The 15,269-nt window shown below is 39.9% G+C and carries 12 protein-coding genes; 2 read left to right on the forward strand and 10 right to left on the reverse strand.

What is annotated here, in order from left to right:
• The first annotated feature begins 139 nt into the window (after window positions 1-139).
• Window positions 140-757, forward strand: coding sequence for a DUF1836 domain-containing protein (locus tag LJE09_RS11435; protein ID WP_025578120.1), 618 nt, complete (start codon window positions 140-142; stop codon window positions 755-757).
• A gap of 97 nt (window positions 758-854) precedes the next feature.
• On the opposite strand, the gene LJE09_RS11440 is transcribed toward LJE09_RS11435, so the two are convergent.
• From LJE09_RS11440 to LJE09_RS11480, 9 genes are all read right to left on the reverse strand, one after another.
• A complete protein-coding gene (locus LJE09_RS11440) occupies window positions 855-2,807 on the reverse strand; it encodes a glycoside hydrolase family 127 protein (protein ID WP_227311349.1) in 1,953 nt (650 codons plus the stop codon).
• A 119-nt stretch (window positions 2,808-2,926) separates the two neighbouring features.
• The gene (locus LJE09_RS11445) at window positions 2,927-4,960 is read right to left on the reverse strand and encodes a glycoside hydrolase family 31 protein (RefSeq protein ID WP_025578117.1); all 2,034 of its coding nucleotides are present in this window, start codon (window positions 4,958-4,960) and stop codon (window positions 2,927-2,929) included.
• Window positions 4,961-5,075: 115 nt separating this feature from the next.
• Window positions 5,076-5,918 (reverse strand): carbohydrate ABC transporter permease, encoded by an 843-nt coding sequence (locus tag LJE09_RS11450; protein WP_025578115.1) that lies wholly within the window; start codon window positions 5,916-5,918, stop codon window positions 5,076-5,078.
• Window position 5,919: 1 nt separating this feature from the next.
• Window positions 5,920-6,819 (reverse strand): carbohydrate ABC transporter permease, encoded by a 900-nt coding sequence (locus LJE09_RS11455; protein WP_025578113.1) that lies wholly within the window; start codon window positions 6,817-6,819, stop codon window positions 5,920-5,922.
• Between the two features lie 30 nt (window positions 6,820-6,849).
• Window positions 6,850-8,106: an ABC transporter substrate-binding protein gene (locus LJE09_RS11460; RefSeq protein WP_196027462.1), complete on the reverse strand. Its 1,257-nt coding sequence runs from the start codon at window positions 8,104-8,106 to the stop codon at window positions 6,850-6,852.
• Between the two features lie 219 nt (window positions 8,107-8,325).
• Complete coding sequence (locus LJE09_RS11465) at window positions 8,326-9,075, reverse strand: response regulator transcription factor (protein WP_055149581.1); 750 nt, start codon at window positions 9,073-9,075, stop codon at window positions 8,326-8,328.
• Between the two features lie 41 nt (window positions 9,076-9,116).
• Window positions 9,117-10,961: a sensor histidine kinase gene (locus LJE09_RS11470; RefSeq protein WP_025578107.1), complete on the reverse strand. Its 1,845-nt coding sequence runs from the start codon at window positions 10,959-10,961 to the stop codon at window positions 9,117-9,119.
• 247 nt (window positions 10,962-11,208) lie between these two features.
• Window positions 11,209-13,410, reverse strand: coding sequence for an alpha-galactosidase (locus tag LJE09_RS11475; protein WP_161233412.1), 2,202 nt, complete (start codon window positions 13,408-13,410; stop codon window positions 11,209-11,211).
• Window positions 13,411-13,497: 87 nt separating this feature from the next.
• On the reverse strand, window positions 13,498-14,163 hold the full coding sequence (locus LJE09_RS11480; RefSeq protein WP_118565985.1) for a YesL family protein: 666 nt from the start codon (window positions 14,161-14,163) through the stop codon (window positions 13,498-13,500).
• An 80-nt stretch (window positions 14,164-14,243) separates the two neighbouring features.
• Between LJE09_RS11480 and LJE09_RS19195 the strand changes: the two genes are divergently transcribed.
• Window positions 14,244-14,552, forward strand: a complete 309-nt coding sequence (locus tag LJE09_RS19195) for a DUF6783 domain-containing protein (protein WP_368199794.1) — start codon at window positions 14,244-14,246, stop codon at window positions 14,550-14,552.
• On the opposite strand, the gene LJE09_RS11485 is transcribed toward LJE09_RS19195, so the two are convergent.
• The gene (locus LJE09_RS11485) at window positions 14,438-15,262 is read right to left on the reverse strand and encodes a carbohydrate ABC transporter permease (protein WP_008706570.1); all 825 of its coding nucleotides are present in this window, start codon (window positions 15,260-15,262) and stop codon (window positions 14,438-14,440) included. The genes LJE09_RS19195 and LJE09_RS11485 overlap by 115 nt on opposite strands.
• Window positions 15,263-15,269: the final 7 nt, after the last annotated feature.

Genomic DNA, 15,269 nt, shown 5'->3' on the forward strand with positions numbered 1-15,269 from the left:
ATTGACTTTTTATTTGCAGGCTAAAGTAACGAGAATGCGACGCGCAGTTATTCAAGCGGATATAAATTCTGTAATGAGTAAAAAAAACATTTACAAGTAGTATTTAAAACTATATAATAAGGAACAGAGGTGATAAAAGATGACAATCGATGATAAAGACATGATAAACAGCATTCTGGAAAGTGTATCCAGGATTGACTATATTAAACCGGAAGACATCCCAAATATTGATTTATATATGGATCAGGTAACAACCTTTATGGAAGAACAGCTCGTTTCTTCCAAACGTTACGCAGACGACAAGATTCTCACCAAGACTATGATCAACAATTATGCAAAGAATAAGCTCCTTCCCCCGCCTGAGAAGAAACGTTATTCCAAAGAACATGTGCTGATGCTGATTTTTATTTACTATTTCAAGAATATTCTTTCCATCAATGATATCCAGACTCTGCTCACACCGATCACGCAGAAATATTTTAAATCCATGACTGAGAAAGATATGACTTATATTTATAATGAAGTTTTCAGCATGGAAAAGGAACAGATTGAATCCCTGAAAAAAGACCTTCTGCGCAAATACAAAACAGCACAGGATACTTTCGGGGACGCAGATGAAGAAGATCAGGCGAACCTGAAAAGATTTTCCTTTATCTGTCTGTTAAGCTTTGATGTTTATGTAAAAAAGATGATGATTGAGCATATAATCGACGGGATGAATCCGGAACCGGAGCATAATTCCAAAAAGAAAAAATAATTGTCAGCCTATAATCAAACAAATACTGAACAGACCAAAAGGAGACCACATATTTTTCTGTGATCTCCTTTTATTTTTCCTTTATTTTATCAGCGAATTACATATAAAAAAGTTCCTTCATCCACACAAGCATTTCTCCATTTTCACGATTTCCCCAATAACAATATGGTACCAGTGTCAATTTAACATCTTCCAGTTCTACTTTTCTGTTCTGATACAATATTCCTTCATTCCAACCCTTCTCTGAAATTTTTTTGCCGGTTATATGGAGTACACTGCATCCTTCCAGAAGTTCGTCATCATATGTTTCTTCAATCTTCTGATCAGTATTAACCATAACAGAAGAAAGATTCTCCCCGTTATCCGCTTCTTCCACACAGTAAACCAGAGGTCCCTTTACTACTGCCACTTTTGCACTGTCAACTCTTACCTGTGGATTTGCATGAACAAATACTGGCTCTGCATCAAAACTTATTTCAAATGTTTCTTTATACATTTTTCCGGAAATTTTAATATATCCATGGTCTTCTGTCAGATTCTCTTCTTTACCGTTTCTCAAAATTTTGAAATTCTCTGCATATGCCGGAACCCTGAATGCGATCATCGCCTCAGTTTCTTGCACACCATCTACAGAAACTGTCATCTTGTTTTCCCATGGGAAATTTCCTTTTAACGTAATTTTGAACGGAACTCCATTAAGTGTAACTTCTGTTTCATTTGCAACATACAGATTTACGTAAATTTCATTTTCTTCTTGGAAATAGATGTATTGTCCAAGAGATGCCAATGTTCTGGTAATGTTTGGCGGGCAGCATGCAACACCAAACCATTTCTGCCTGACAGGTTTCACATGTTCGCGTGAAGTTCTCGGCATACAGCTTACCGGCCATACTTCCAGAGGATTTACATAAAAAAAGCTTTTTCCATCCATAGCTATGCCTGATAAAAGTGTATTATATAAAGCCCGTTCCACTACATCCATATAAGAAGCATCCTTCTCCATATCTGCCATTCTCTTTCCAAACATAGCAAGTGCAATCGTAGCACATGTCTCAGAATAATTGCTGTCATTTGGCAGATCATAATCTGTTGTAAATCGTTCCAAGAATCCAGAAGATCCAACACTTCCTGTAATATACATTCTTTTGTGCACCATATTATCCCACAAGTTTCGGCATGCCTGCTGTAATTCTTTATCCTGATATTCATATGCCAGGTCTGCCATTGCAGAATACATATAGTTTGCTCTTACAGCGTGTCCTTCTGCTGTCCTCTGTTTTCTTACCGGTTTATGTGCCTGCGCATACATGGTATCATAATTTACAAAATCCGGAAAAATACGCTTATGTCCCGGTCTCTTTTCCTCCTCCAGAAAATAATTTTTGCCAGTACCTCTCAGATCTATGAAATATTTTGCCAGATCCAGATATTTTTTCTCACGTGTTACACGGTAAAGCTTTACAAGTGCCAGTTCTATTTCCTGATGTCCCGGATATCCATGGATTTTTCCCTCTTCCGATCCGAAAGTCTGGCAGACAAGATCTGCAAATTTTGATACAATTTCCAGGAATCTACGTTTTCCGGTTGCTTCATAGTATGCTACTGCTGCCTCGATCATATGCCCTGCTGTATAAAGCTCATGACCTTCCATAAGATTACTCCATCGTCCATCCGGTTCTTTGATCGTAAAATATGTATTTAAATATCCATCCGGCTGCTGTGCACGTCCGATCAGTTCAATCGTCTCATCAGCCAATTCTTCCAGCTTTTCATCTCTTTCATAATTTAACACAAAACCAACTGCTTCCAGCCATTTTGCAACATCCGTATCCTGAAATACGGCGCCCTGAAATTCTCCCTCTTTTTCTCCTGCTGCAATTTTGAAATTTTCTATACAATGACTGGTTTCTACATCTTCCAGTTTATCATTCAGAATATCCCACTGATAAGGAATAATCACATCCTTTACCAGATGCACATATTTATTCCAAAAATTATCTGTAACATGAATCTGTTTAAGAGAAATACTTGAATTTGCTGCTTTTCCCATTTTTTCTTCTCCTTTATCATCCATTTGGATCAGCGGTGACACCGTTAAATGTTCTTTAAAAGGGTGTCGAAAATTATCCCTCGATAATTCTGCGACACCCTCCTGATCTTTAAACTTCTTTATTTCATCGGCAGTTTGTAACCATCTCTTGTAAACAATGGAATCTGCTCGATCGGTGCTGCCACATGTACTTTCTGTCCACCTTCAAAGGTTTCACCTGTCCATGCATTTGTCCAGGAGGCTCCACCAGGAAGATATACATCTGTCTCACGTGCATCTGCATCTGTGATCGGTTTTACCAGAACTTTTGGTCCAAACATATACTCTGTCTCTACATTCCAACTTTCTTTGTCTTCCGGGAAGTCATAGAACAGCGGACGCATAACAGGAGTTCCTTTTTCATGAGCCTCCTCCATCAATTCTGTAATATATGGAAGCATGCGCTCTCTTAATCTCAAATAATCTGACAGAATCTCACAAACCTGATCTGTGTAACTCCATACCTCATTTGGTGCTCCTGATACACATGTAGCTCCACCAGTTGTACCATACTGAGGCTGAAGCGGCCAGCGATATCCGTGAAGTCTCATAACCGGACAGAAGCATCCATATTCAAACCAACGGACCAGAAGTTCATGGAATTCCGGATCATTTATATTTGCTCCGAAAAATCCGCCGATATCTGTTGTCCACCACGGAATACCTGCAATTCCCATATTAAGACCTGCTGCAACCTGATTTTTCATACTCGGGAAGGAAGATTTGATGTCTCCGGACCAGACCAGTGCACCATATTTCTGTGAACCGGCCCATGCGCAGCGGAGAAGATTGATAATGTTCTCCTGTCCTTCTGCTTTCATTCCATCAAAAAATGTCTTTGCATACATAACAGGATAAATATTTCCAACCTGAATATCCGGTCCGAGATGATAACGATAATTCTCGAAATCATAAACTGTATATTCCGGTTCTGCTTCATCCAGCCAGAATACTTTTACACCTTTATCATAATAATTCTTCTTTGCTTTTTCCCATACATATTCACGTGCTTCCGGATTAGTTGCATCGTAATGAAGTGTATTTCCCTGAAAATCCATGGATATCGGATATCCGGAATCTACGCGGATCAGAAGACCTTTACTCTTCATTTCATTGAAATTCTCGCTTCTGTAATCTACTGTCGGCCAGATGGAAACCATCAGTTCAATTCCCATATCTTTCAGTTCTTTGATCATTGCATCCGGATCCGGCCAGTATGTCGGGTCAAATTTCCATTCGCCCTGCATTGGCCAGTGAAAGAAGTCAACAACTATTACAGAAATCGGGAGGTTACGGCGTTTATATTCTCTTGCTACTTCAAGAAGTTCTTCCTGTGTCTGATAACGAAGTTTGCACTGCCAGAATCCCATTGCATATTCCGGCATCATCGGAACTTTGCCTGTTGCATTTGCATAAGCTTCTTCGATTTCGGCCGGTGTGTCACCTGCTGTGATCCAATAATCCAGTTTCTTGGAAGAAAATGCTTCCCATGTTGTAATATTTTTGCCAAAATTTACACGTCCTACAGCCGGATTATTCCACAAGAATCCATATCCAAGACTAGAAAGCATGAACGGAACACTTGCCTGTGAATTTCTGTGTGCCAGTTCAAGATCAGCTCCCTTTACATCAAGGTATGGCTGCTGATACTGGCCCATACCATATATTTTCTCCTCCGGTGTGGAAACAAAACGCATTGTCAGTCTGTAATCCCCACCTGTGATAGGCTTAAATTCTCTGGCTTCTACTTCAAGAGAACTGCAGGTATTTCCGAACATATCTTTTCTGTTGCGGACATACTCATCCAGTAAAAGTTCTCCTTTCTGATTATAAAATGCAATTTTACCGATCAGATTAATCTCTGCACGGATCTTACCATTACGGATCGTTGCTCCGTCTTCGCGAACTTCGATTTCCGGTGTGATTTCCTTCTCTGGTTTGATCAATGCCCAGTCTGCCGGATCCATCTCTGCGGTTTTCCATGCACGTACACGAAGGCTGTCAGCACCCCACGGCTCAATTCTTACCCGTTCAGCCTCATAACGGTAGCACAGCGCATTTCCTTTTTGCTCAAAATACCCATATACGTCTCTTACTTCTTCCTGATTTGCCATTTCTGCCTTCTCCTTTTCATTCTTAATGGAGTTTCAGCGAATTGGAACTGCAGTTTTATCTGTTTTGTTCTAATCCGCTGAACTTGTTTATAATATAAATAATAGCTTTATTTTATCAGTCTTTTACCGCACCTGCGACAAGACCGCCTACAATATATTTCTGTAAGAAAATAAACATCAGAATTACCGGAAGTACCAGTATTGCACCATAAGCCATGATACAGTTCCATCTTGTACCATATGCACTCTGGAATTTATAAATATTCGCTGTCAAAGGTCTCATTATCTCTGCAACATTAAATGTCATTGAATATACCAGATCATTCCAGCCGTTCAGGAATGAAATAACCATAATAGTAATAATTCCTGTTTTTACTGCCGGAAGCATAACCATAAGAAATGCTTTTACCGATCCGCATCCATCCAGTCTTGCGGCCTCATCCAATGATACCGGAATACTTCTGAAATAAGGTCTCAATGTTACGATTACAAACGGTATAGAACTGGCTGCAATCGCAACCGGAGCTGTCAGATGATTTCCAAGAAAGCCCAATTTACTGAAAATCAGATACATTGGGGTCAATGTCAGGGATGGAGGAAGCATCTGTGAAATCAGAAATGTAAGAAGGAAAACATTTCCACCTTTTACTCTGTATCTTCCCATTCCATATGCTGCCGGGACACCGAGTACCAGAGCAATTGCCATTGTCAAAAGTCCATTAAGAAAACTGTTTTTCAAAGATATCAGAAACGTTTTATCTGTTAAGTTTTCCAGCCACGGTTCAAAGGTGAAATCATGTGGAAAATAGGTAAGAACCTTTCCAAATGTTTCTGCATCTGACTTAAATGAAATCTGTATCAGCCAGTAAATCGGAAATAAGAAGATAAATGCAATAAGAAGTGCAAATATCGAATTTCTGATCTCTTTTGCCTTTTCAGCACCTGTCATATTATCCATATCAGCCTTCCTCCTCTTCTTTTGATAACAGTTTCAGATAGAACAGACCAATAAGGAACAGGCATGCAAACAGTACCATTGCAACTGCCGCACCTTTTGAAAAGTTAAACTGTGTAAATGATAACATATAAGAATATGTTCCCAGTACATCTGTTGAATTCAACGGACCTCCGGCTGTCATGATATACATCAGGTCAAATGCACGGAATGTATAGATAAATCCTAACATCAGTACTGCAAGAATTGACTCTTTCATCAGGGGAAGAGTTATAAAAAGAAAACGTTGTCCCCAGTTTGCTCCATCCATGGATGCGCTCTCGTATACATCCGGTGAAATACTTGTAAGTCCTGATACAAGAAGGAGCATATTAAACGGAATACCTACCCAGCAGTTCATAATAATTACTGCAATCAGAGCTGTACTGGTGTTAACCAGCCATTCCGGACCGCTGATTCCGATTTTTCCAAGCAGGTCATTGATAAGACCTGCATTGGAAAAGATATTTTTACCAAGAAGACCAGTTACTGCCATTGGCATCATATAGCTGACAAGAATCAGACCTCTGATCGGACCTGCGAGTTTAAATTTCTGATTGAAAAACATCGCAAATGCAAATCCGATGGTAAACTGGAAAATAAGACAAGCTATTGTAAAAATAAATGTATTGCGCAGAACCAGAAGAAATGTCGGATCATGGAATAAATCAATATAGTTCTGTAATCCGACAAATACGGAAGTTCCTGATTTCAGGTTCTTTACATTTACATCCTTAAGACTGAGAATAATGTTATAAACGATCGGGTATCCCAGCACAAGGATCATATAAATAAATGCAGGTACAATGAAACAGTATGCTTCTTTTGTCTTTTGCTGCGCCATAGTCCTAGACTTTGCTGCCATTAAAGCCACATCCTTCTCTGTTTGTTAGTTTTAGTTGCTTTCAGGAAGAGGAGTTTCTTCTACGATTGGATTAATTTTAGCTGCTGCTGTTTCAAGAGCGTCTTTTGCAGATGTTCCGTCTACGATTACAGACTGTGTTGCTGTATAAACCGCTTCAGAAATAGATGGCCATTCAGCGTGCGGTCCACGAGCCTGCGCATAATTCATTTCATCTGTAAATACCTTAAATCCATCCTGCTCAAATGTGTATTCAGCTGTCGCATCCTGTCTTGTAGGAATCTTTCCGCCTACAGCTGCCCATTTTGCTTCGTTTTCCTGTGAGCAGAGCCACTCAAGGAATTTAGCACATGCTTCTTTGTTTTCTGATTCTTTGCAGACACCAAAGTTCTCACCACCGATTGTAGATGTAGAGGTTCCTTCGTCGCCTGTTGGAAGAAGTGTAAAGTCATATTCAAATGCTCCGTTGATTGCATCTGTCTGTGCCAGATGCCATGTTCCACATTCTGCAAATGCAGCTTTTCCTGCGCAGAACTGATTCCATGCATCTGCCTGTGTCCAGTTTACACACTCTTTACTCATGTATCCGTTTGCTACAAAATCTCCAAGTGTCTGTAATCCATTTACAGCAGAATCAGCAGTAATATTATCAACATTAACGCCAGTTCCATTCTGTACAGATCTCAGCCATGGAAGGATCTGGAATGTTCCTTCTTCTGTAGATACTGCACACATTGCGAATCCGTATACATCATTGGATGCATCTGTTGTTGCTGCAACCATTTCCTTGAACTCATCAAGACTCTGCGGCATATGATCATATCCGGCTGCTTTCAGAAGATCCATATTGCAAGCAAGTGCAAGACAGTTACTATTCTGTGGAAGTCCGTAAACTTTTCCATCAGGGTCTTTACAGGAGCTTAATGGTCCATCATAGAACTGATCCAGTTCTCCCCATGATTCCAGCTCATCAGTGATATCTTCGAATACTCCGAGAGATATGTAGGATTCCATATCCGGTGAATCTACCTGTCCGATATCAGGAAGTTCTCCTGAAAGTGCTCCAACTGTGTACTGGTTCATTAACTCTGTTCTGGATACGAATGTTGCATTGATGTGAATATCATCCTGTAAAGAATTATATTCTTCAACCATGTCTGCGAGCATTTCCTGCTCTGGCTTCTGATCAAAATAATGCCACATTGTAACTTCCTGCGGAGCTGCCTGTACAGTTGATGCCGCCATCAGCGAAGCCGCCAATAATGTTGCTGTAAATAATGTTTTTTTCATGTTTTTTCCTCCCTTTTTCCTTCTTAGTTGAATTTTGTTTTGGTTAGTTGCACAATTTTAAGTCGTCTCTCTGTTGTTTTGTTGTATATATTTTACCATTCAAATTTCCACCGCATAACCCAAGATTTTATGGAAAAAGGAATTTTGTACGGATAATATTTTAAGATTAAGGAAATATTTTAAGATTTTCAGGATATTTTCCATATATTTCTTATATTTTTACTCTTTTATTTCTGACAGATATTCAGATGGACTCTTTCCTGTCACCTCGCGAAAGACTTTTTTGAAGTATTTAGAATCGGAAAATCCTACCTGATAAGGAACATCCCTCTGATCACATATTTCTTCCCTCAACATATACTGTGCCTGTTCAATTCTATACTCCCTTAGAAAAGTGCTGAAATTTTCTCCGATATTTTTTCCAAAAAGATAACTGAAATATTCCTGGCTCAGCCCAAGATCTTCTGCCAATTTCTTCTGGCTTATTTTTCCGGCATATCCACTCTGTATGATATCCAGAGCTTGCAGAATCATAGGGTGGGCATCCGGATATTTATCTCTCAAATTTCTGGATTTTCTGCGGGAATAGCTATTTTTTCCACTGATCTTATTCTCAATTTTCTTCAGTACTGCTTCTGCCTCATCTCTTGTAAGAGGTTTCAGAAGATACTCTATTACACCAAGAGAAATTGACTGCTTGGCAAAATCAAAATCTGCATATGCACTTACAATCACAAATTCTGCCTTAATTCCCTGAGCTCTGGCAGCTTCTATTACTGAAAGCCCGTCCATAAACGGCATCTTGATATCAATAAAAACCACATCCGGCTTCTGTTCCAGAATCATTTCCAGCGCTGCTTTTCCATTAGATGCCTGTGCCACAATCTCATACTCATCCCTCAGGCTCTGCAAAACCCTTACTAATCCCTGTCTGGTTCTCTGCTCATCTTCTGCAATTAAAATTCTCAATGTATAAAGACCTCCTCTGTTACTTTTTTTGCTACATTTATTTACTCTATATCTTTCTCCGGATTCTCTGGTATTGGAAGCCAGAAAGTAAATTTTGTCCCCTTTTCAGGTTCTGATTCCAAAACTACAGAAAGTTCTTCTCCATAATACATTCGCAGTCTTGTCACTACATTCTGAATCCCGATTCCTGTTCCTGCCAAATCCAAAGTATGCTTTTCCATAAGAATCTGCTGCATCAGTTTCTCTGTATCTTCATTCATTCCACATCCATTATCTTCAATGCAAAGACGGAATCTGGATCCATCAATGTGACCCGTAATACGGATCATTCCCCCGCTTTCTCTTCCTTCAAAACCATGAAGGATAGAATTCTCCACAAATGGCTGAATAAACAGTTTACAGCATGGCCATTCGCCGTATTCTTCCTGAAATTCAATCTCGTAGTCAAACACATCCATAAGCCTGAACTTCTGCAGATATAGATACTGCTCTACCCATCTCAGTTCCTGCCCCAGACTTACTGACACAAGCTTCCTTGAGAATGTATATGAAAGCATATTGGAAAGCTTTTTCAGAAGATCTGCTACCTCATAATCTTCATTATCTATCGCATTATAATTGATCGCAGTCAGTGTATTGCAGAGAAAATGTGCATTGATCTGTGATTCCAGAGCTTCTTTCTCTGCCTTATTTTTCTGACGGATAGAAAGATTCTTTTCACGATAATATCTACGTATTTCCTTGTACTGTCGTTCCAGAGTTTCCGCCATTTCGTTATAATAACCAGCCAACTGCCATATCTCATTGGTTCCCTTTACTTCTATCTTCGGAAGATTCTTGGAAAGTTTAATATTTCGCATAGAATCCCGTATAATATCAATTGGTTTTAATACTCTTCGTATTGTAAACTGCCATAAAAATCCACAGATACACAACAAAAACAGATATACATAAATGCTTCTGGTATACATCTGGTTAACCTGTGCACGCATTTTTCCAAGATCCGTGGTAATATATGCTGTCCATCCAAAATATTTTAATGATCTGCTGATATTCTCGGTACTGTCCAGCGTTTTTCTGTAACTTTCCACTGTCATTCCATCGTACTCTTCATTTGGATGGTAAATGATTCTGTTATTTTCATCTGCAATATATCCAATCGAAAGAGGTTTATCAGCTACTCTGTCAAAAGCACTTTTTTCCAGAATATCTCCCATATCGAAAGATACGACCGCTACATTTTTCACATGAGAATAACTGTAAGTTTTTCCAATCAGCGGAACTGCAATATGTACCATTCTTATCTGCGGCCACTGACTGTGAACAGCAGGATCTGTCTCTACATAGTACCTGACATTTGCTTTCTCTTTCTGAAGTGCCATGGTCTTTTCATATATTTCCTGAAGTTTATCCAGATTGCCATCTTCCCATACTCCTTTTGAAGATGTCTGGTACCAATAAACCCCATACTCCTGCCACAGACCTTCATCTGATACAATTGCAATAGATACAACACTTCCAATCTGATGAGCAATATCATCCATTCTGCTGCCCAATGTCAGTTTTTCTTTTGCCAGAAGTATTCCGTCTGCTTCCGTGTTTTCTACCAGAACTCTTAATGTCTCATTAACTCCTACATTGCATGCAGCACTGATGATATCCTTCAGATTTGCATCAATATTAATCGTCGATGTTTCAATCATGGATTCTTCCATTGATCTGGTATTCCTGAGCAGATAATTAAAATATTGATTTTTTACGTAAATCTGAAGGACCAGACCTGCCAGAATCAGAAGTAATACTACTGTTACTGTAACCTGCGCACTCATATGTGAGCAAAAATAATTTCTGATTCTTCCCGGCATTTTTTTGATTTTCTCTTTCATTTTTCTTTACCTGCCTCGTTTTTTATAATTCTACGACTATTTTACATCATTCTACAACATCTTATAAAGATATATCATATAAAATTTTGTGATTATTTATTGATTGATATCTATAGATGGCAAAGGACAAAAAAAGCCAGTAACTAAGCTTATCTGCTATTAATAAACTTAATTACTGGTTTTCATCTTTTTATTATGTTCAAACAGTCACCTACAATTGAATCAGATAACTTATTTGATTCGGTAATTATTTCTCCACTGCCTTAAATGTAAATCTGATTGGCTGGTAATCACCTGTTGTCAGTGGTAATGGCAGTCCTGCTTTCATCAGTGCTGCGCCTGTGTATACTTTTCCGGTTGCAATGTCTTCGTAATGCAGATCTGCATCCAGTCCCTGAGGATAGAAAAGATAGATATACGGATTAGCTTCGCTGTGGAGTCTTACGCCACATACAACTGTCTCTTTTTTGTCCTTGGATACGAACTGCCAAAGTACATGGTTGTTGTTTTCGAATGGGTTCACCAGACGATAGTAGTCTCCGGACTGTACCAGATGCTCCATTTCTTTATACTTCAGAATCTGCTCTCTGGCTGTCTTTTTCTCTTCTTCGGACATCTTCATCAGATCCAGCTCATAGCCAAAGGTACCTGCGGATGCAACAATTCCTCTTGTCTCAAAAGGAGTCGTTCTTCCAGACTGATGGTTCGGGCATACGCTGACATGTGCGCCCATTGCACTTATGGGATATCCGAAGGAGGTACCATACTGGATTTTCAGTCTGTCAATAGCATCTGTATTGTCACTGCACCAGATCTGCGGAGAATAGTAAAGCATTCCCGCCTCAAATCTTCCGCCTCCGCCTGAGCAGGACTCAAACAGAAGATCCGGATATCTCTGTACCAGGCTTTCCATCATTTCATAAACAGCCAGCACATATCTGTGGTAAACCTCTCCCTGATGTTCCTTTGGAAGAGCTGCTGAGAATACGTTATCTACGCTTCGGTTCATATCCCATTTCACATAATCAGCCTTGCATGCATCCAGAACCTTAAAGATCTGGTTCATAATGTGTTCACGTACTTCTTTTCTGGTAATATCCAGATTTAACTGATATCTGCTTCGGTTCATGGCACGTCCCGGGATCTTCAGTGCCCAGTCTGGATGCTCTCTGTAGAGATCACTATCCTCAGAGATCATCTCCGGCTCTACCCACAGACCGAATTTCAGTCCAAGTCCATGAATCTTCTCTGCAAGTGCAGGAAGCCCGCCTTTAATCTTTTCTTCATTTACTTCCCAGTCACCAAGTGCACACCAGTCATTGTCTCTCTTTCCAAACCATCCGTCATCCAGAACAAACATATCCAGTCCGATATTTTTTGCCTCTTCTGCAATGTGGTAAATCTTATCTGCGTCAAAATCAAAATAAGTTGCTTCCCAGTTATTTACCAGGATCGGTCTTGGCTGCTCTGTGTATTTGCTGCGGATAAGATTGCTTCTGTATGCATCATGGTAGATTCTGGAAAGTTTTCCAAAGCCTTCTGCTGAGTATGCCATGATCACTTCCGGTGTCTCAAAACTCTCTCCCTGTTCCAGTGTCCAGGAGAAATGATAAGGATGGATTCCCATTGCCACACGGGTATGTCCTACCTGATCCACCTCTGTTTCAAATAAGAAGTTTCCACTGTATGCAAGTGCATATCCATAGCAATCTCCATAAGTTTCCTCTGTATTTCTGTCACAGAGGATTACAAATGGATTGTGATGGTGGCTGGAGGTTCCGCGGATACTTCCCACAGACCAGTTGCCATGACCAAGGTGAGTTCTCTCCATCTGGCGTTCCATAATGTGCCTGCCATAGAAATGGACTGCATCCAGTTCTCTGTATTCATAGTCCATTTCCATAGACATTGCTTTTTTTACTGTAACCGGTGCTGTACCTGTATTTTCCAGGCGTACCGCTCTGGTGATTACATCAAGATGTGGAAATACACCATAGAGAAGATGTGCTTTCAGTCCGCTGACACGGTCTGTCAAAACAATTTCCAGTGTCTCTGCCTCATCTTCCTTTGCAAACATTGCAGGAAGCCCTTTCAGGCTGTACTTTCCTTTTGTAATCTCATAGGACTCAAATTTCAGATTTGCAGTATCACTGCCGTCTGCCTGCTCTGTCTCCAGGCCATTGATACGATAATCACCATTTCCATATGCAGTATATTCCTGTGGCAGGGTATCTAATGAAAATGTTCTGTCCTTTTCTGCCTCATAAGGATTTCCTGAAAATCCTCTGTCCACACATACGATCCTGTCTGTGATCAGTGCATCGCCTACCGGACTTCCATAATACAGATGAACCAGAGTATCATACTCTCTTACCTGCATCTGATAAGTGCTGTGCTCTGTTCTCAGGTCGAATACTTTCTCTGCCTCGTGATATTTGATCCATTCCATACTCTGTACCTCTCATTTCTTTGTTCTTTCTATTTTATAGATGTTCTATCTATTTTTTATGTAACCAGGTATCGCTGTTTGTTTCGGTTAAAACGCGTACTGATCAGGTTCTGTGTCCACGTAGTGATGTCCCTCTTCCTCCTCTTTGAAGTAGGGCTTGAACAGTTTCCACATAAACCAGGAATCTGCATAGGCAGTCAGGGAGAATCCAAACATCAGCCAGATCAGCAGATATACCGGGAAAAGTTTTGCATCTACAAGTGTCATTGTCATTGGCAGGATTGTAATCACTGCCACAGCTAAGGCATAACCTATATGTTTAACCGCAAAATAAAATGCGTTTGTGATCAAAGTCATTGTTTTATTTTCAAATGCTGCAACTGTTGGAAATACATACAGTGCAACTGCCACCAGAGGAATATATACCGCAAAGATCACATAATTAAAAATCTGTGACATGGATCCCGGCATTGTTGCCAGAGCTTCTTTTTCCATATAAATAAATATTCCTGCTGCAGCCATCAGAATCCAGATCAGTGTGGACTGCCTGAAATTCTGCTTAAAACTCTTAAAAAAATCATGAAGTACTCTGATATCTCCATCTTTATGGAGCTTCAATGTACAGTAAAATAATGCAGTGGTGGATGCCCCTGCTGTGATAATCGGAAGAGAGCACACGATCCACAGCAAATTTAATGCGATCAACTGACCTAAAAATCCAAATATTCTGTCAAAGAGACTTCCTGGTTTCATTTCTATCTACCTCTTCCTTTCATTTATCTTTTTTTATTTTATATTTCAGTTTTCTTTCTCTAGAGCATGTTTAAAAAACCATTCCCGCAAATTGTGACGCACATCTTGGGGAAAGCATTTTTCAGACACACTCTAAATATTATCAAATCCAGTTTCAGGCAAGCCCTGTTATAGTTTTCATTTTTTATAACAAAGCCTGCCTGTGCAGCTCAGATCAAACAATTAATCTTTCTGAACACCTGAACTTTTACTTAATACTTATTGTTTATTTTTATTACAGCTTACCGCCTGATGTTGCAATACCTTCAATGAACTGTTTCTGGAAAATCAGATACAGTACGATCATCGGGATACATGCAAGCAGAGATGCTGCCATCAGCTGCGGATAGTTGTTAGTGTACTGTCCCTGCATTTTTGCAAGTGCTGCTGACAGAGGCATTACATCTTTGTTACAGATCAAAGGCCACATCAGATCTTTGTATGCAAATACTGCTGTGAAGATTCCCAGTGCCACCATGGAAGAACGTGTCAGAGGAGCCATGATGAACAGGAAAGTCTGACCGATGTTACATCCGTCAAGACGTGCAGCCTCTTCCAGATCTTTTGGAAGTCCCATATAAGCCTGTTTGAGGAGGAATGTACCAAATGCAGTAACAATACCGGGAAATACCAAGGCAAAAATGGTATTGAGCATTCCCATTTTGCTTACCATTAAGTACTGTGGGATAATGAAAATCTGTCCAGGAACCATCATCTGGAAAAGGACCAGAGAGAACATCAGGTTTTTCCCCCTGAAGTTCAGACGTCCAAATGCATAGCCTGCCAGTGTTGCTGTCAGAACCGCACATACAACACGACCCAGGATCAGAAGTAAGGTATTGATATACAGATGTAAGAAATCCATATTTGCGCTTACTTCTCTAAAACTGTCCCATCTCCATGTAGACGGGAGGATTACGAACGGGTTGACAGAGGTTGCCTCTGTCATAGTTTTGAAAGCTGTCAGAATCATCCATAAGAAAGGAACCAGCATGGTAATAGATACCAGTATCAGGATAACATGGATCAGAACTCTGTTTGCTTTATCTCTTGCTGACATAATTATC

This window comes from Blautia sp. DFI.3.45 (genome assembly GCF_020593505.1).
Classification (GTDB): domain Bacteria; phylum Bacillota; class Clostridia; order Lachnospirales; family Lachnospiraceae; genus Blautia_A; species Blautia_A wexlerae.